The sequence below is a fragment of the Bradyrhizobium sp. Ken01 genome, from assembly GCF_055807355.1.
Genome location: NZ_JBVVPC010000053.1, coordinates 1 through 17,454, shown reverse-complemented (window position 1 = coordinate 17,454; position 17,454 = coordinate 1). Strand labels below are relative to the sequence as shown.

Here is a 17,454-nt window from a genome sequence, read left to right as displayed (position 1 = left end):
ATGATGCCCAGCTCACTCGCCAACAAGCAATATATCAATAACCGATCCAAAAACAGGGACTTCAATGGTTAACGAGGCCCGGCCGGAAACTCCCGCAACCCCTGCCCACCATTTACAATGTTTGGTGATAATGATCGCAATTGCCGCGAATTTTAGTCAATCGCTCGGTTCCCTGGAATTTTGATTCGCTGACGTGAAGACAACCCAAAAACTCAACCTGCCATTCGGGGGAATTCTGGCTCTAATCGCCGGAACACCCGTTTTGATTCTTAGCTACGGCGGGCTCGGGCCGCAGCTTCTGACGTTGTGGGCTGCCGTCCTGTTGGTTCTACTGTCTGCCACGCCGTCGAATGACGTCAAACGAGCCCGAGCGACGTTTGCGGTCCTTTGGCCTGCGGCGATATTCCCGATCCTTTGGATGGTACTTCAACTTGTTCCCCTTCCCTTCGAAGCGGTTCAACACCCGATTTGGCACACGGCTGCGTCCGCACTTTCTGAGCGCCTCACAAATCATATCAGTATCGACTTGGGGATGACGCTTCGGGCGCTGTTTTTCTACCTTACTCTGCTTTGTCTTTGCTTTTGCACGGCCGTGTTGGCCCAAAATCGCGATAGGGCTGAGACAATCTTGCTGAGCCTCTGCGCGATCACGACGTTCGTCGCGATGGAACTGATTCTATTCCGTGACTTCTCTGCCATTAAGCCGGATAGCGATTATCTCCATCCAATGATCGCATGCGCCGCGTTTGGCCTTATTTTGAACGCCGGCTTTATCACCCGTACAGCCGAGCGCCGCGAGACGCGAGGCGAACGCGAGGGATTGCACAGGTATATCGCAGTGATGCTTACAGGCATTGCGGGGGCTGCGATTTGTGCAGCCGCCCTAGTTTATTCCGCAACCACTAACACGCTGATTGCAACGGCATTCGGGATCTCAGTCCTGGGACTAATTGTGTTGATCCGTCATCTAGCGCTGCGCCGCTGGACAGCTTTGGTGGCCGGCTCCGCCGTCTTCATAGTCTGCGCTGGAATTGTAACGCTCCGCTTCTCGGGCAACGCTTCCATTGCTGCGCCGCTACGGTTCACGGATGTAGATACCGGAACTGCCAACGCGACCATGCGCATGATGTCGGATGCGCATTGGCTTGGTTCAGGGGTCGGCAGTTATCAGGCCCTTGCGGCCATCTACCGGGATATCGACGGATTGCCGGGTCCCTACGCACTTAACTCCGTTGTCGCATTGGTGCTGGGATGGGGTAGCTTCGGATTTCTCCTAGCCTCGGCTTGCCTTCTCCTGCTTTTCACCGTTTTGTTTCGCGGAGCCATATTGCGTGGACGCGACTCATTCTACGCCGGCACTGCCGCGGCTTGCGTCGTCGTTGCCTGGATGGAGGCCTATTGCGACGTCAGCTTCACAGATCCGGCCGTTGGGATGCTCGCGGCGATCATTATCGGACTAGGACTTGCCCAAACGGTTGGTCAGCACAAATAGCGACGCCCTGGGCGCCCGAGTGGGAACTAACATGCGTTCACTACCTAAACCGCGATTGCCCAACGGAGTGCGCATCTACGCGATCGGCGATATCCATGGACGCGCCGATTTACTGCGCGACGTCTTTGCCGCGATTGACCTCCATCTCGCGCGCTCCGACCGAGCGCGTGCACTTCACGTTTTCCTGGGAGATTATGTTGACCGGGGACCAGCGTCTCGAGAAACGATCGACTTGCTGATCGACCGTAGCCGCCGGCATGAGACCATCTTTTTAAAAGGTAATCACGAAGCGTTTATGTTGGACGTACTGCAAGACCCGAGGCGGCTCGATGCCTGGAAGCAATTTGGAGGCCTCCAAACCCTGATGTCCTATGGATTGAGACCTTCGATTACTCTCGATCCCGAGGAACAACAGGAACTCGTCCAAGCCTTCGATAGCCGCTTGCCCCTTGAGCATCGCCAGTTTTTGGCGGGTCTGAAGCTAAGCTTCACGTGCGGAGACTTCTTCTTCGTCCACGCTGGCGTCAAACCGGGCGTTGCTCTGCGCAAACAGGGGGAGCAAGACCTGCTGTGGATCAGGGAGGAGTTTCTTCAATATGAGGGGAGTTTCGGCAAATACATCGTCCATGGCCATACCCCAGTAGCCAAACCCGATATAAGGCCCAACCGGATCAATATCGACACTGGCGCTTATGCAACAGGCGTTCTAACGTTGCTGACAATCCAAGGCGAAAGAATAGTCGCCATCTGATCGCTACACCATTGATCCGGGCGCCCGAGACTAGCTTGAGCCAGACTTATCCCAGCAGATTTCAGATCGTCGCGTTGTGTACGGCTCTATTGCTGGGCGGTTATTCTATCGCGACCATCTTGGCTGAAACGTCCACCACGAAGGCAAGATCGCATTCATTGGATGTAACCGCCACCGCTTCGGGAATGAACGTATCTTTGTTGTCAGATTGGGCATCTGCGCTCGCCCCATTGCGCGGAGACCTTCTTGCCAATCTGGCATTTGCATATTCCGGTCCAATAACGGACGTCCTCAATACACCAAATTTGCCTGATAATAGACTTAATCGCTCTCGCGCACGAGAACTATCAATAAGCTCCCTCTCCGCCGCTCCGCATTCGTCCGACGTTTGGCTGTTGTTGGCCGCCTTGGCGCGAAATGACGAAAATCGAAAACCGGCGATCGAAGCCCTCAAAATGTCGTACTTGACCGCGCCGGGAGATCCCAATCTTATCCCCGCCCGGCTCCTGACATTTTCAAGCGCAGGGAGCACTGACCCCGATCTGCAAAGCCTTGCCCGCGGCGACATCCGCCTGATCCTAACCCGCAAACCGGACTTGAAGCCTGCGATCTCCCGCGCGTACAAAGCCGCCACGGCTGAGATGAAAAACTATTTGTACGATACGGTCAAATCGCTCGACCCAGGCTTTGCCAGCTCCCTGCAATAATCCATTACTGGCAACTGATCTTAACCCAAAGAACATTAAACCATTCAGCTTTGTCGATAACGCATCTATCAATCATTGGATCGGTAGACGACGCTCGGCCGTGAGACGAAGGCTCAGACATCTAACGAATATTTAGACAGCTAGATGTAACGATTTTAATTAACCCGATCGCCCTGCGCTTAGCGCACGGCATCTTTTCTAATATTGGCCGATCGCATCAGCAAAGATGCCGGCACACGCTGTGCAATGCTTTCGATTGCAAGTAGGAGCAGATTCTGAAATGCGCTACGAGCTTTCGATTGCAAAGGGCTTGTTGCCCAATCTCACACGAAGCACACTCCCTAACATAGTGCTCTTGGGGTTTTTGTCGGCAATTTTTGAAGGAATAGGTCTCTATCTATTTCTACCACTGCTCACTGTTGTCGGCGGTGAGGCCACTGCAAAGACCGATATCCCCCGCTATCTCACCAGACTGGTAGACAGCATCCCCAATGACTGGCAAGTGCCAGCCTTGGTTGCGCTTGTTTTCGCGAGCGTATTACTGAAGGCAGGCATCACCTATTGGAACGCCGCCTATTTTGCCACCATCGATGCCGCATCAGCGCATCGCATGAGACAGAGCCTGTTTTCCTTTATCTTGATCGCAAGCTCAGAGTACCTTAACGCTCAACCCTCGGGGCGGATTGCGAATGCCGTCTTCTCTGAGACTTGGCGATGCGCTCGGGCGTTGAAGCTTCTTTTCTCCCTTTTGGTCGAAGCAACCGCCGCCGTCACTCTGACCCTCGTATTACTGTTCATCTCGTGGAAAGCCACTTTATTCGTCACACCGTTCGTTCTGGTGATCGTCGGCATACTCTATTGCTTCACGCGACAGACTCAGGCCCTTGGTGAAGCAGCATTAGCCGCCAACGCAGCTTTCACCAGCCGCGCCTGGGATGGGCTTCTGGGAGTGAAGACCATCCAAATGCTTGGATGCGTGTCGTACGAAGAACAGCGCTTTGCGGCTGCGTCCGACGACGTGCGCCGCCAGTTCTTAAAACTTGAACTCTTATCAAGCCTAACCTCACCTGTCTTCGAAGCGCTGACCGCGTTCGGCGTAGGACTTTGGTTGGTGGCCCTGTTTTGGTCGGGCACCGGCGTTCCTACGCTAGCCGCCTTTCTATTGGTGCTCTATCGGCTACAGCCGCGCATTCGAGCCTTGATCGCGGCGAGGTCCGGCCTCCTTGAACTCGGAAGCGCAGTCAACGAAATCAAGGCCGTACAAGACGGCTGCAAACGTTCGGAGCTCAAGTCAGGGCAAATCCCCTTCACTCACCTACAAACGGGAATAAGCTTCACAGGGGTCGGGGCTCGTTATGGCAGCGCCGACCTTCCCGCCTTGAAAGGCATCGACCTTTTCATAGCCAAAAATACCACGACCGCCATTGTTGGCTCCTCGGGAGCCGGCAAGACTACGCTGATCAATTTGCTCTGCCGCTATATCGAGCCGTCCGCCGGCACAATCGCCGTCGACGGAACATCACTTCAGCAATTAAGCCTGGAAGCTTGGCGCAAGCGAGTAGCCCTCGTCTCCCAGGAAGTTCATCTCTTTAGTGGCACGATCGCGGAGAACATCGGTTACGGCTGCCTCGAGGTAAACCGTGACGATATTATTGCAGCCGCGCGGCTAGCGCATGCACACGACTTCATCCAGGCTTTGCCCCAGGCTTATGATACAGATGTAGGCGATCGCGGCTCCCGCCTTTCCGGCGGGCAGCGGCAACGGATTGCGCTGGCCCGATGCCTTATTCGGAAACCAAGCATTTTGATTTTGGATGAAGCCACGAATTCGCTCGATAGCGCCACAGAAAATTTGATCCAGCTGGCTCTCGCCACATTGAAGCACAAGATGACAGTAATTACGGTTGCTCATCGACTGTTCGCCATCCGCGAGGCGGATCAGATCGTAGTGATTGAAGACGGATGCTTGATCGAACGCGGCGACTACAAAAGTTTGACGCAGCGAGGCGGCTTGTTTTCTTCGATGGTGCAATTGCAAGAGCTTGGTCGCGCCTCGAGAGGCGACAATGAGTGAGCTTCGCTATTTACTCACGACGATTGAGCTTGAGCAGGACCTTCCGTCACTATCGCTGAGCGGATATAGCGGCTTCGCCCTCATGATCCGCCGCCGCGGACGACTTATCGATTTTATTATCGAAGCGGCTCGAGACCGCAAGAGTATAGGCCCTCGCGAATTGTCCGAGTTGATCGTGGTGAGCGCGACGGAATCGCTCGTTTCGGATCAGATCCGTTTCGAACGTGAACCGTTGCCGTCCCGGCGAATGCCAAGCGTGACCGTTGCGATCTGCACGCGAAATCGACCCGATTGGGTCAATCGCTGCCTCGCTGCATTGCATTCGCTTGAGCCGAGCCCCGCTGAGCTCGCGGAAGATTTTGAAGTGCTGGTCGTTGATAATGCTCCTCCTGACGACAAAACGGCAGCTGTAGTTGCCCGCTACCCAGACGTGCGGTACGTGATCGAGCCCAAGGTCGGACTTAACTTCGGACGGAATCGTGCTCTCCACGAAGCGCATGGAAAGATCATTTGCTATATTGACGATGATGTCGTGGTCACTCGCGGTTGGCTTGGAGGGCTGTTCGAAGCATGGAATGAAAATCCAGACGCCAAGTCCTTCACGGGGCTTGTCCTTCCCTTTTCCCTCGAAACCGAAGCACAAGTTCTGTTTGAGCGACGTGGCGGATTTCGGCGCGGCTTCAAGAAGAAGAGGTTCTGTGGCGCGGATCCTACAAATCCGCTGGCGCCATGCGGCGCCGGTATGTTCGGAGCCGGCGCAAATATGGCCTTCGATCGCCTAACCCTCCTTAAGATCGGCGGGTTCGACGAGGCGCTGGATACCGGTGCGCCACTGCCTGGTGGAGGAGACCTCGACATATTCTATCGTATGGCACGGACCGGTACGCCGTTTATATATGAGCCTCAGTTCGCAGTTTTCCATGATCACCGGCGCGAGATATCTCAACTTCGGCGCCAGTATTGGACTTGGGGTTTGGCTCACATGGCATTTGTCGTCAAATCCTATCGGACAGATCCTCCATATCGAAGCCTGCTGCGGAAATTGGTTCGCTGGTGGTTTATGGATCAGGTCCGCCAGCTCTGGCGAAGTCTGACTGGTAAACACGTGCTGCCACCAACGATGATAGCGTTGGAGCTGTGGGGAGGGGTGGTTGGGCTATTTGGCGAGTATGACCGTTCAATGCGCCGAATAGCTCGAATCCGGAGCGAAAGCCGATGATACCGCGTGCACCCTGGCGGCTTGAACATATTGACTTAAAACAGCCAATTCCGCCTCTCTCTGCGGGTCCTGGAGAAGGTGGCGTATATGTCGTTTTCTGGTATCACGATGTTCCTGTAGGTATTGCGACCTTTCTGGCGGCCCAGCTGCCGATTTTGTCGGAAGCTCTCGCGGCGATGATCCCCTCTCTGGTCGTTGAAGGGATAGGTAGCGGTGTTTTTCCTCAATTGTTTCCGGGCACACTTCCGCTTCATCCCTCCCTCCCTCAACCCGCACGCCTTGGCAGGCTGGGTGACCTTCTCAAAGAAAACCAACTCTTGAAGCGCTTCGAGGCGGCTATTCAGCGTCCTACATCGGGGGAAGCGTCGCCGACACTGTCGGTCGTCATCTGCACCAAGAATCGTCCAGCATCGTTGAGGCGATGTCTCGACAGCCTGGTTCCCATGATAGCGGATATTCACGAGATCATCGTGGTCGACAATGCGCCCCACGTCCCGGATGCGGCGGCAATTGCCGAGGGGCGCGAAAAAGTACATTACGTCGAGGAGCCCCGTTCCGGACTCAGCATCGCCCGAAATACTGGCGTGAGATACGCCAGTGGCTCAATCATTGCCTTCACCGACGATGACACGGTCGTCCATCCCTGCTGGGCCAAAAGAATCCCGCACAGCTTTGACTCGCCTGACGTGCTTTGCGTGACGGGATTGGTTTTGCCTCTGGAATTGCGCACAACCAGCCAGGTTGCCTTCGAACTTGAACTAGGCGGATTTGGCCGCTGCCTACAACGACGACACTTTCTCGACCCGATATTTCGACCGATGCTGCCATTCGGTGCTCCCGTTTGGCAAATCGGAGCCGGTGCAAACATGGCTATTCATCGATCGGCGTTGGAAAAGGTGGGAGGCTTCGATGAACGATTGGGAGCGGGAGCCTCAGGTTGTAGCGAGGACAGCGAATTCTGGTACCGCTTGCTCGCGGCCGGATGCGACTGTCGATATGATCCTTCCATCGTCGTCTATCACGAGCACCGCGCAACCGAACCAGAACTAAGACATCAAATGTACGCCTATTCAAAGGGGCATGTGTCGGCCCTCCTCGTTCAGTATGCTCGACATCGTCATCTTGGCAATCTGCGCCGTCTCTTTGTAACGCTTCCTCGCTATTATTTGTCGCAATCGCTGGCCGCGTTGCAATCCGGACAGTCGGAACGTTGGCGATGGTTGCTGCCGCAATTGGCGGGATTTGTTGCGGGGTTCGGATCGCTTTGGTGGTTTCGTCGAAGCATTAAACAAATCCCGCCGATTCAGTGAGTCACGTATGACAACGTCTCCGCGCTCGATCCGTCGCGATCCTGACTGCTCGACAAAAGCACAATTGGCAGATTTTCTGTCGCGCAATCCATTTCCGGATCCGATGACACTCGGTTTTTTTTACCGCGAGAAGATGCGGGCCGTACATCATATCGCCCCAAAGCAATCACTAAAACGAATTCTTGACATAGGCGGCGGACGAAGCGGCATCGTACCCCTCCTCTATCCCGAAGCCGAAGTGGTCAACATCGACATCGACCCGACATATGCAAGCGCTCCCTGCAATTCGTGGCCTAAAGTAAGCTTCGTCTGTGGTGACGCGACAAGGCTGCCATTTCCGAACCAAGCCTTCGACGCTGTCGCCGTGTTCGATCTCTTGGAACATGTTCCAGACGATGACCGCGTTGTTCAAGAGATCAAGCGCGTCCTTCGTCCCGGCGGTTGGGTTTTGCTCAGCACGCCAAAAGATACTTGGCGATATCCTCATCACGCCGCGCTGAAGGTTATTTGCCCCTCGGAAGACGAACTTTTCGCCTGTTGGGGACACGTTCGCAGAGGCTATAGTGAAGTGGAGTTGACTCGCCTTTTCGCCAAGCGCCCCGATTCACTGGCTAGCTTCCCGTCGACAGCGATCGGCCACGACATCGCATTCTCGCGTCTCGAGCGACAGCTGAAGCGAGTTCTATGGATCGCAACAAGCCCGATCACATATACGGGCTATGTGCTCAATCGAGCTCTTCAGCATGGTTCTGAGCATGTGGCGGCGTGGAGATTGGAATAAGACAGTGCGCCATTAAGCTCTAGAGGCTAGCGCATCGGCTAAGCGCTCCCCGACAATCCCAAGGCCAAAGCGTTGCTCCACGGTCTGCCGGGCCAATTGGCCGTAGTTCGCTGATTTCTGGGGTTGCGAGAGTAACTCAACGAGGGCAGCAGCCAGTGCCTCGACGTCGCCCCGTGCGAACAAGATACCCCCTCCAGCGCGGCCATCTGACAGGATTTCGGGAATCCCCGGAGCATCGCTCGCCACCATTGGAAGGCCGCACGCCATCGCCTCTATTGGCGCAACCGGAAAGCCCTCATGCCGAGATGCGGTAACGCCGACGTCGGCCGCGCTGAGCGTCCGTCTCATCAGATTTCGGTCCAAAATATAGGAAGGCGTCCAACTGACCTTATCTGAGCCGATGGTCCGTATCAGACCACCAAATGCTTCCTTGTCGAGCCCATCCCCGATCACAACCAACCGAATCGGAGCATCGCGCATCAAACTGCAGACGCGCGTCCAAGCCGCGATGAGGACGTCCAGGCCCTTTCGATGGATATCAATTCGTCCGTGATAAATGGCGATCCGCTCGCGATGCGACCAACCGAGAAGCTCTCGGGCACCCTGTTTATCCTCCGGATACCAGAGATTCAGATCGATCGGGTTGGGGATATCAAGAATTTGGCACCGTGGACGATACCGATGAATGACGCGGTCTCTTTCCGATGCGCTGCCGATAATCAGTCCCGCGGAACGCGCAATCGCCCTTGGTCGGGAGTAATGTTCCAGCCACCGGAAGTGACGGTCACCTCCCTGAAAGGAGGCAAAGACCGGGATTTTAAGCCGCCTTCCAACGTTGACAATCCTATCGAACCGGGGGTCTTCGTACTCCTGCACTACAATGTACTGACAATCGTCTTCGCGAAGCACCTTAGAAAGGGTGGACCGCGCGATGGCGCAATACGGCGCTACTTCGTAAGCAAGCTTCGCTAGAGGGCGCACAAGCGCTCCACCGCTTTCCGCGAAGGCATCCCTTGCGCACGCGGCATAGGGATCTGTCATATGGCGGGTCATGACGCGGTACAGCGAAGGCAGTGGCAGTAAATTGATGGTACATGCCGTCGGTTGATGCCAGCGCCTTTCCACCGCCGTGATCGAGCGCGAGTAGCAATAAAGGACAGGGTTTAATCCGGCTAATCGCAGCGCGGACATATATCCAAAGAGCCAGCCTCCGGTCATTTCTTGGCAAAAAACATTCAACGAAACGCCTATTGCATCGAGAAAGTCCTCAATGCAATTCCCCCAGGGGAAGATGGCGACCGTCCCCTTCGAAGACCTGATATCGCGTCCGGCAGAGGTCATTGAGCAATCGGCAATCTATCCAAGCCTTGCGTTCAGTCGTTTGCGTCAGCGGTCCTGGCGCGCGCTAATGGCTCGCGACCACCTTGCACGAACCATCTTCCAAGTGACGATCGGCTTCTTCCAACGGTCGTATCCGGGTCTTAAGCAATCGATATTCTGGCAGTTGATTGATGGGCTCGGCGCTCACAGAGAAAAACGGCGATCCCGAGATGACGACTCGCCTGCCACCCAACCGTCTCCAAATTGCTTGCACTGTTTCGACCACAGCAAAACATGACATCACTGGATCATTTTTTGCGAGCTGCCCGAACGCGGTCAAAGCCGCGACCACAGCTCCTTCGCGCCGCAGGACTTGAAAAGCGTACCTGTAAGCGCCGCCAACTGCCCACCTCTTGATCTTCGACGGCAATCCGGGATTGCTCTCCACGTGGCGAGCCACCGTCTCGACCATGCTTCTAGCCATGCGAAGACCATTGCTCGACATGTTTCCACGGTACACCCTATAGCCGACCAAGCATGATCTCACCACTTCAATTCGGTATCGCGCCGCCAATCTGAGCTCGAAGTCGAAATCCTCACAACCACCGATGCCCATCCGCGCATAGGACGGGTCAAATCCTCCGACATCCAGCGCGGCATCCCGCCGGACCAACAGGGCGCTACCATTTCCTACAAGCCTCAGTACGAGATGCCTGGCTAACAGGAAGCCCCGACAGCCAGGACCTGCTGACCCTCCAGGCGTAACCCTATCGTCTTCATCGATGGTATGGTGAAAGGCATACACGGCCGCCCACGTCGGATCCTGCGTATGAGCTTTCAATGCGTCCAGCTGGCGCTGGATCTTGGTTGGATGCCAGAGGTCGTCGGCATCCAAAAACGCAACGAACTCTCCTCGAGCTTGCTCAATTCCTAAATTTCGTGCCGCCGCGACCCCCCGGTTGATTGTCGTAAAGATGCGTACGCGCTGATCATTGGCAACAAACTGTCTTACGATCCGAGCCGTACCATCAGTCGAACCGTCATCGACCACAACAACTTCGATATTGCCGAACGTCTGCCCGAGCGCCGAGGAAAGCGTGCGAGAAATAAACCTCTCGGCATTGTAAGCGGGGACGATAACCGAAACGAACCCCGCCACCTCAAGCTCCGCAGCCAAATGATCGCCTCATGTCCGAACATGTAGAAGGTCGCTCGATTCCGCATACCCGCGCAGCAAGTAACTGCGGTTAACGGTTAAACGACTTTTTTCGATATTGAACCGCAGTTTGGAGGATAAACTCGAGACCCGACTGCTCCGGCCGCCAACCAAGCTCCTGCTCCGCCTTCGCGAAAGATGCAACGAGCCGGGGCGGATCGCCTTCACGTCGCGCGCCATTTTTCAGGCTCACTTTGCACCCGGTCGCACGTCTGACGGCCTCGATGAGTTCGAGCACGCTGGTGCCAACGCCGGTCCCGAGATTGAAGAAATGGGTTCCCCCTCTTTGCAACAGCATTTCTCCCGCCAAAGCGTGAGCGCGGGCTAGATCATTGACGTGGATGTAGTCCCTGATCGCGCTCCCATCCGGGGTAGGAAAGTCCGTTCCGAAAATTGTAAATGGTCGATCTGCCCGATAGGCGGCATCGATCGCCAACGGGATGGCGTGAGTCTCGGGTTCGTGGCGTTCACCAATCTCGCCGTCCGGATCGCAACCGGCAGCGTTGAAGTAGCGGAGCGATACAGAACCTAGGCCATAGGCCCGCCCGAAGTCCTCCAACATTCTCTCGATGATCATTTTCGACCATCCATAGGGATTTATTGGGCGCTGCGGGTGCCGCTCATCAAGCGGCGTGTAATCCGGAATCCCGTATGTCGCACACGTACTCGAGAACAGCAGGGAGTGACAATTGCTCGCACGCATCGCGTCTAGAAGCGCAAGCGTCCCGACTGTATTGTTTTGGTAGTACAACGCGGGGTTCTCTACGGATTCTCCGACATAGGCGACAGCGGCAAAGTGAGCCACCAGGTCCGGCTTATGAGAGGCCAGTGCCGCGCGCACTTCTGCAGCATCTCTTAAGTCACACTCGACGAGCGGCCCCCAACGCACGGCCTCCCGCCAGCCACGCGATAGATTATCCAGCACAACCACATTCCAGCCGGCCTTGGCGAAAGCCTTGCAGCAGTGCGAGCCGACGTAACCTGCCCCACCTGTAACGAGAACTGTCTTAGTCATCTTGCGATTCCCGGTAATTTGCCCGCAGCGAACGCAGCTCCGAGTTGCTTTGAGATGCGATCCGGATGGAATGAATAGGGAGACCCGTCACCTTGATCGGTTTCCTTGCAAAGACGGCGATTTTGTTCGAAGCTGCGGCTGCCCCATGAACTTGCTGTAACATGCAAATATTGGCATGAGACTCCTTCGGACACTCTTAAATTAACTCTCGAACTGTTTTTTGCTTCTCGCCATCAGGTGAACGTAATACGAAATCCAGCTTGGATAAAAGTACTACCGACGGTTTACTATTAATTTCAGCTGGTTTGAAATGTCGAATGCAGAGGGCGTTCGGCGCATATCATCAGTCTCATCACCTTTAGTGTCGGTCATTATACCGGCCCACAACGCCGCACAGACGTTGGACGAGACCCTGAGAAGCGTTCGTTCGCAGACATATCGCAATCTGGAAGTTGTCGTGGTCGACGATGGATCGATCGACGATACGGCAGCTATTGCCGACCGGCATGCACGCTTGGATTCGCGGGTGCGAGTAATCCGTCAAGTCAATGCCGGAGTTGCCAATGCACGCAACGCCGGCATCGCTGCAACCTCGGGCAAGTACATCGCACCAATCGACGCAGACGATCTTTGGGCCTCCGACAAAATCGAGCAGCAGGTTCGAACATTCCGGAACGGCAAGCCTACGCTCGGTCTGGTCTATTCCTGGTTCTGCGTGATTGACACAGAGGATCGCATACTGTGGCATGAGGATCGATGCGTCGCGCAAGGCTCTGTCCTTGCCGATATGCTCGCGCGCAACCTAGTCGGCAATGGCAGCTGTCCATTGATGCTTCGGTCTGCGGTCGAATGGGCTGGTGGATACGATAGCAGTCTCCGCGGCAGAGGCTGCGAGGGTGCCGAAGATTTCATGCTTTATCTGCGGGTCGCTCAAAACTACGATTTCGCATGCGTACCGCAATTTCTCGTCGGCTATCGTGACAGCCCCGGAAACATGTCAAATAACGTCGATCGAATGATCCAATCTAGAGATCTATGCGTGGCGGAATTCGCGCGAAACTGTCCTGGGTGCACGGACCAAATAGAAGATGGCCGCATGCGCTTTCTGCGCTTCATGGCCGGACGGTGCGTACGTGAAGGACGTGCGCGTAACGCGATGCGGCTCGTGAACGCCATGTTCAAGCTTTCGCCCAAGGGCGCGGTTTTCAGTTTCGTCGAGCTTGTCGCCGAGCGTTTCGTTCGTTGCAGAAAGACATGGGGGGGCGCGTACGGATCCGAGAACAAGTTCGAGATTGGCCAGCCTTATGAAGACGCCTCGACTGCCGTCGGCGTCAACATCGGTTCGCCGCTGACATATTAGTCGCTTCTAGCTGTTTCTCGCCGATTGTCCTCGCTCTCCTTATATGTCTGGATCAGCCAGCGACCGCTTCGCGACATGACCCGAACTCGGGCTCCTCGACAGCGTAGCTAGGCGGCTAGAGGAATTTCGCATGCGCGGCTTGTTGCGCCAGTTTGCGACAGATTTGCCAATGCAGAGCGCGAAGCACACTTCCGGCTGTGTCAGACGACGTCGCCACGAGTTGGATCCGACGCCACGTGCTGAGTTGCTCTGGAGCCAGGAGCTGCCGGAAGAGTTCTATATTTGCCTCCTGCGATCCTCCTAGCTTGCGCTCCAACTTTTCGGGTATGGGCGAAATTGCTCGCAACGCTGTCAATACACGAGCCGTCGCAGTTACCATTCCTGCTCGCTCGAGAAGCATTATGAGCTCTTCGAGCTCTGGTTCTTTTAAGTTACTGAGTTGCACCGCCAGATCGACAAGGAAGCACCCGACCGGTTCGCACCGCAGTATTCCCTTAAGCAGGTATACGATCGAGAGCATCATTTGGTTGACGATCGTCGGAACAGGCACATCCGCGTCACCGACGTTCTGAAACGCGACCTCGCTCAGGATCCGGCTCGCCAAATTTGGACCGGCCATGTAGGGGTGGCGAAGACGCGAATGCAAATCGACGATTGTATACTCTTCTCTTTCGGGGAGGTAATGCTGCTCCCCCAGAAAAAATCGCCAGTACAGGCTTGCCGAATTTGGATCCAATTCGAACCCGTTGCTTTTTAGCAGAGAGGCCGCCGCTGAGGCAGATTGCAAAGGCACGACGAGATCGACATCGGTCGCCGCTCGAAAAAAGTAGTCCCCGTACAAACGATGCAGTAGAAGTGGCCCTTTGATAAAGAGTGAAGCTAAGGACGCTTGGGCAAAGAGCGGCGCTACGCGATAAATCGTTGCGAGAGCGGGCGCATTGTTGGACCACACGGCCTTTTTAAGCGCTTCCTGACGCTCGGTTAGTCGATCATCCGGACCGAGAATGCTGCATAGTCTGTTCGCACCGAGTAGCATCCAGAGATCATCGATAGGAACAGTGTGGCCAAGATTGACAGGCGATCTCGCTTGAATGAACTGTCTCAATACTGGCCGCGCAGCCTCGCACTCACAAGTGGATCGCATCACTCGGCTCGTACCAGCTCATTTTTGAGGAGATCGCCTAGCAGCGCATCAACGCCAAAAGCAGCCTGGTTGCGGTCGATGCCGTAAACGCTCTGCAGCAAATTCACAATGTCTGTAATAGAGCAAGGCTCAGCCATGCAGCGCCAAACGAGCCATGCAGCACCCTCAAGTCGGAAATGGCGGTTATTCTTGAGATGCAATATCGAAACGCCCTTCCCAAATTCGCTGGCCACGACATGTTCGGAGACTTTAAGCATCGATTACCCGACTTCGGTGCGGCCGCCACAAATGAGAAAAACTTCAAATCGAGTGCTGAACAATCTTAGGTCGTTAGGGCTCTTAACCTTGTGGGGAAAGCCGGCCGCGGGATGTCCGACGCTCTTGCATGCATACGTCATTATTCTTACAGTCTCATCTATTGAAATTATTTCTGAAAAGATCTGTTCGTTGATTCAAAGGATAGCGTAATGAGTAACGAAGAAATTCGGAACGACGCGAAGGGCGAAACACGGCGTAAGGCCTTGAAGAAATTGGGACTTTTGTCAGCCTATTCGACGCCCGTGATCCTCGGGGTCCTTCCTCCCAAGAAGGCAATGGCCGCATCCGGACACGCCAATAACGGGTGGGGCAATGGTGGCAACGACGGCGTCCCGGGCAATAGCAATCATTCGGACATTGGCCGCTAAGACTAGCCCACAGCACGGTTGATTTACGATTTGCCTTTTTGGTCAATCGTGGAACCCTGGGGGCAACTTCGTCGTGGCTCAATCGAGTATGATAAGGCTGAAGCCAGACGTATTTTCGCTGGCTTTTGGCGGTGGCCTGGTAGTTGGCGACGTCCAAGCCGGCACGATTTACGCTTTCAATGCAGCAGCAGGTGCGATCTGGCTTCTCTTGGAAGCTGCATGCTCGCTGGATGAAGTTGTATTCTCGCTCGGCACACGCTTTGGACTTGAACAACATGAAGCGCGCGAACACGTCTCCGCAATGATTGCGGACTGGCGCAAGGCCGGGTTGATCGCGGCCGACGCCCCGATTGCGCATAAGGGACCTGCCCCCTCCGCTGTCGGTCGGTCAACCGTTCGGCAAGCTAATCTCTACCGGGTCGACGGTCGAGTTTATTCGGTCGCGACAAACGATCAAGACGTTGCCGATCATGTATCCGGTGTTCTCGGCGGCTTCACGATAGCACAGGGCCCCATCGAGCATCATCTCACTGCCATACGGCGTTGCCCAGATAGTGACATCGTGCTGCAGGTTGACGGGGAAGAAAGGCTCCGAACCGACAATGCACCCGAAATGATCGGTGCGATTTTCCAAACCATACTGGAGTTGCAGCGGGGTAGTCAGGAATGGCTGGCTCTGCTTCACGGAGCTGCGGTTGCTATCAACGGAGCGGGAGTTCTTTTTTCGGGCGCGAGCGGAAGCGGTAAAAGCACATTAACCGCCTATCTCGCTGCTCGAGGCTACGACTATTTAACCGACGACCTAATCGCGCTTAGCGCTCCACGCGGAGAGATCATTCCATGGCGCGTTCCGCACAGTATCAAGCGTGGCGCGTGGGAGCACCTTCAGCAACTTTACCCGGCGCTTGCGACAGCTAAGATCCATGTAGTGGGGGGACGAGAGGTCCGGTACGTCCAAAGTCCAGCGTTGCGATCTGGGCCTTCGCATCCGATCACGCCGCACCTACTTATCTTCCCTTGCTACACTTGCGGTCGTCCTGCAACGCTTGAACCTATATCAAAGCTGTCCGCGCTCGAAATGCTGATCGGCGATCGACTTTGGTTGGGCAATCCCATCGACGAGACAACGCTCGCCAAATTCTTGCACCTTTTAGAGCAGCTTCCGGCCTTCACGCTAACCTATGGCGAGATGGAGGAGGCCGAAGTCCTAATTTTAGACTTACTTCGTCGTCGCTCCTTCGAGCGCCAGGGTCAATCCGACAAGATTTGATCCGGGTTGCAGGCTCCCAAACAGCGTCCAAGAAGCGGTCCCTTCCGGCGCTATCCACGCGAGGGTTCACATCCTTGGTGCCACCGCAGGTCGGTCAGCAACCTCCGGGCCGCGCGTCAAACGGCGCCGTCGCGTGGAAGCATTGCGGGTGTCACCAGCACTTCTTCAGTAGGATCAGGCTGCGTCACGCCGCGCAACGGAAGAACCACCGATGACCAATGATGTGGCGAGACTAACGAGCACTAGTTGAAGAAAAGGCCCTTATTGCGGACCGGTAACGCGAGATACTCAGCTTTGTTAGCCAGCCCTAACAGGGCGGCAATGGCGAGAGGAAACCCTTGCGCTGATCCAGGCCGGCGAACGCGAAGCATGCAGTGGTAGGGCAACCCAACACCAAGGCAGCAGAAATAGCGGCATCACTGGGTTCTAAAAATGATGTTTTCTGGCAATCGCCGTTGCATGACTGATCAGAATATACCTGCACCCCCAAAGCTCTTACGTCATTTTAACTCACGCTTGTGTATGAGCCGTTGCCGGGAAGGTTGATCAGCATCCAATGGCCGGATTGCGGTTTACGCCAGTTCTCGTTATGGGTAGCCAATGCTTCGCAAGGTTGCTGTCCTCGCCGCGTGGGCCACTTTTGGCTTGATCTGCTTCGTGACGTTGTCCCCGATAGGGCTTCGACCTGCTACAGGCGCAGTCGGCTTTGAGCGCTTTGCCGCTTATGCTCTAATGGGAATATTATTTCTTTTGGCCTATCCGCATCAATTCGTCAGACTCGCCACGTTTATTGTGATTGCTGCTGTGGGGCTTGAGGCTCTGCAACACCTAACGCCAGATAGGCATGTTCAACTGACTGATGCAGCCGCAAAGATAGCTGGCGGCTTCGCTGGCTGCAGCGTTGCAAGGTTAGCTCAAATCTTGGTTGAGGGCATATCACCGACCGAACCTCTCTAACCGCCAGCCTCGATGAAACAGTCTGCTTCGATGAAAGGGTGTTCATGAGCGGCGAGCTACAATACTAGAAGCGTATCCATTCGGCGTAGGCCGCAGGGCTACCGCCTGAGTAGTCCAGGGTTCTCTTTATAGAACTTGATGAGCTCGATCAG

Annotated in this window: 15 protein-coding genes; 10 read left to right on the top strand and 5 right to left on the bottom strand. The window is 55.3% G+C overall.

Annotated elements, in window-relative coordinates; genetic code table 11:
• The first annotated feature begins 193 nt into the window (after window positions 1–193).
• The 7 genes from AC0L3S_RS33460 to AC0L3S_RS33430 all read left to right on the top strand — a co-directional run bounded on the left by AC0L3S_RS33460 (window position 194) and on the right by AC0L3S_RS33430 (window position 8,334).
• Window positions 194–1,492: a hypothetical protein gene (locus tag AC0L3S_RS33460; protein WP_473283974.1), complete on the top strand. Its 1,299-nt coding sequence runs from the start codon at window positions 194–196 to the stop codon at window positions 1,490–1,492.
• A gap of 31 nt (window positions 1,493–1,523) precedes the next feature.
• The gene (locus AC0L3S_RS33455; RefSeq protein WP_473283972.1) at window positions 1,524–2,243 is read left to right on the top strand and encodes a metallophosphoesterase family protein; all 720 of its coding nucleotides are present in this window, start codon (window positions 1,524–1,526) and stop codon (window positions 2,241–2,243) included.
• Between the two features lie 35 nt (window positions 2,244–2,278).
• Window positions 2,279–2,950 carry a hypothetical protein gene (locus AC0L3S_RS33450; RefSeq protein ID WP_473283970.1) on the top strand — a complete coding sequence of 224 codons (672 nt, stop codon included), beginning with the start codon at window positions 2,279–2,281 and terminating at the stop codon, window positions 2,948–2,950.
• A 280-nt stretch (window positions 2,951–3,230) separates the two neighbouring features.
• Entirely contained in the window at window positions 3,231–5,024 is a 1,794-nt protein-coding gene (locus AC0L3S_RS33445) for an ABC transporter ATP-binding protein (RefSeq protein ID WP_473283968.1), read from the top strand.
• Window positions 5,017–6,243, top strand: coding sequence for a glycosyltransferase family 2 protein (locus AC0L3S_RS33440; protein ID WP_473283966.1), 1,227 nt, complete (start codon window positions 5,017–5,019; stop codon window positions 6,241–6,243). The genes AC0L3S_RS33445 and AC0L3S_RS33440 overlap by 8 nt, the downstream gene beginning before the upstream one ends.
• Window positions 6,240–7,553 carry a glycosyltransferase family 2 protein gene (locus tag AC0L3S_RS33435; RefSeq protein WP_473283964.1) on the top strand — a complete coding sequence of 438 codons (1,314 nt, stop codon included), beginning with the start codon at window positions 6,240–6,242 and terminating at the stop codon, window positions 7,551–7,553. The genes AC0L3S_RS33440 and AC0L3S_RS33435 overlap by 4 nt, the downstream gene beginning before the upstream one ends.
• 7 nt (window positions 7,554–7,560) lie before the next feature.
• The gene (locus tag AC0L3S_RS33430) at window positions 7,561–8,334 is read left to right on the top strand and encodes a class I SAM-dependent methyltransferase (RefSeq protein ID WP_473283962.1); all 774 of its coding nucleotides are present in this window, start codon (window positions 7,561–7,563) and stop codon (window positions 8,332–8,334) included.
• Between the two features lie 12 nt (window positions 8,335–8,346).
• Here AC0L3S_RS33430 and AC0L3S_RS33425 read toward each other — a convergent pair whose 3' ends face one another.
• The 3 genes from AC0L3S_RS33425 to galE form a co-directional block, all read right to left on the bottom strand.
• The gene (locus AC0L3S_RS33425) at window positions 8,347–9,675 is read right to left on the bottom strand and encodes a glycosyltransferase family 4 protein (RefSeq protein ID WP_473283961.1); all 1,329 of its coding nucleotides are present in this window, start codon (window positions 9,673–9,675) and stop codon (window positions 8,347–8,349) included.
• Window positions 9,676–9,739: 64 nt separating this feature from the next.
• Window positions 9,740–10,813, bottom strand: coding sequence for a glycosyltransferase family 2 protein (locus tag AC0L3S_RS33420; RefSeq protein WP_473283959.1), 1,074 nt, complete (start codon window positions 10,811–10,813; stop codon window positions 9,740–9,742).
• Window positions 10,814–10,901: 88 nt separating this feature from the next.
• Window positions 10,902–11,885 (bottom strand): UDP-glucose 4-epimerase GalE, encoded by a 984-nt coding sequence (gene galE, locus AC0L3S_RS33415; protein ID WP_473283957.1) that lies wholly within the window; start codon window positions 11,883–11,885, stop codon window positions 10,902–10,904.
• Window positions 11,886–12,195: 310 nt separating this feature from the next.
• On the opposite strand from galE, the gene AC0L3S_RS33410 reads away from it, so the two are divergent.
• The gene (locus AC0L3S_RS33410; RefSeq protein WP_473283955.1) at window positions 12,196–13,245 is read left to right on the top strand and encodes a glycosyltransferase family 2 protein; all 1,050 of its coding nucleotides are present in this window, start codon (window positions 12,196–12,198) and stop codon (window positions 13,243–13,245) included.
• Window positions 13,246–13,360: 115 nt separating this feature from the next.
• On the opposite strand, the gene AC0L3S_RS33405 is transcribed toward AC0L3S_RS33410, so the two are convergent.
• Window positions 13,361–14,350, bottom strand: coding sequence for a nucleotidyltransferase family protein (locus AC0L3S_RS33405; RefSeq protein ID WP_473283953.1), 990 nt, complete (start codon window positions 14,348–14,350; stop codon window positions 13,361–13,363).
• A 38-nt stretch (window positions 14,351–14,388) separates the two neighbouring features.
• The gene (locus AC0L3S_RS33400; RefSeq protein WP_473283951.1) at window positions 14,389–14,646 is read right to left on the bottom strand and encodes a PqqD family protein; all 258 of its coding nucleotides are present in this window, start codon (window positions 14,644–14,646) and stop codon (window positions 14,389–14,391) included.
• A 210-nt stretch (window positions 14,647–14,856) separates the two neighbouring features.
• On the opposite strand from AC0L3S_RS33400, the gene AC0L3S_RS33395 reads away from it, so the two are divergent.
• Together AC0L3S_RS33395 and AC0L3S_RS33390 are read left to right on the top strand one after the other, a co-directional pair.
• Entirely contained in the window at window positions 14,857–15,075 is a 219-nt protein-coding gene (locus tag AC0L3S_RS33395; RefSeq protein WP_473283949.1) for a hypothetical protein, read from the top strand.
• Between the two features lie 88 nt (window positions 15,076–15,163).
• The gene (locus tag AC0L3S_RS33390; protein ID WP_473283947.1) at window positions 15,164–16,345 is read left to right on the top strand and encodes a PqqD family protein; all 1,182 of its coding nucleotides are present in this window, start codon (window positions 15,164–15,166) and stop codon (window positions 16,343–16,345) included.
• Window positions 16,346–17,454: the final 1,109 nt, after the last annotated feature.

What these genes read in the sequence shown, in the direction of transcription:
- AC0L3S_RS33455 (WP_473283972.1), top strand. Translation starts at nt 1,524, where the DNA reads ATGCGTTCACTACCTAAACCGCGATTGCCCAACGGAGTGCGCATCTAC.
- AC0L3S_RS33445 (WP_473283968.1), top strand. Translation starts at nt 3,231, where the DNA reads ATGCGCTACGAGCTTTCGATTGCAAAGGGCTTGTTGCCCAATCTCACA.
- AC0L3S_RS33440 (WP_473283966.1), top strand. Translation starts at nt 5,017, where the DNA reads ATGAGTGAGCTTCGCTATTTACTCACGACGATTGAGCTTGAGCAGGAC.
- AC0L3S_RS33435 (WP_473283964.1), top strand. Translation starts at nt 6,240, where the DNA reads ATGATACCGCGTGCACCCTGGCGGCTTGAACATATTGACTTAAAACAG.
- AC0L3S_RS33430 (WP_473283962.1), top strand. Translation starts at nt 7,561, where the DNA reads ATGACAACGTCTCCGCGCTCGATCCGTCGCGATCCTGACTGCTCGACA.
- AC0L3S_RS33425 (WP_473283961.1), bottom strand. Translation starts at nt 9,675, where the DNA reads ATGACCTCTGCCGGACGCGATATCAGGTCTTCGAAGGGGACGGTCGCC.
- galE (WP_473283957.1), bottom strand. Translation starts at nt 11,885, where the DNA reads ATGACTAAGACAGTTCTCGTTACAGGTGGGGCAGGTTACGTCGGCTCG.
- AC0L3S_RS33410 (WP_473283955.1), top strand. Translation starts at nt 12,196, where the DNA reads ATGTCGAATGCAGAGGGCGTTCGGCGCATATCATCAGTCTCATCACCT.
- AC0L3S_RS33400 (WP_473283951.1), bottom strand. Translation starts at nt 14,646, where the DNA reads ATGCTTAAAGTCTCCGAACATGTCGTGGCCAGCGAATTTGGGAAGGGC.
- AC0L3S_RS33395 (WP_473283949.1), top strand. Translation starts at nt 14,857, where the DNA reads ATGAGTAACGAAGAAATTCGGAACGACGCGAAGGGCGAAACACGGCGT.
- AC0L3S_RS33390 (WP_473283947.1), top strand. Translation starts at nt 15,164, where the DNA reads ATGATAAGGCTGAAGCCAGACGTATTTTCGCTGGCTTTTGGCGGTGGC.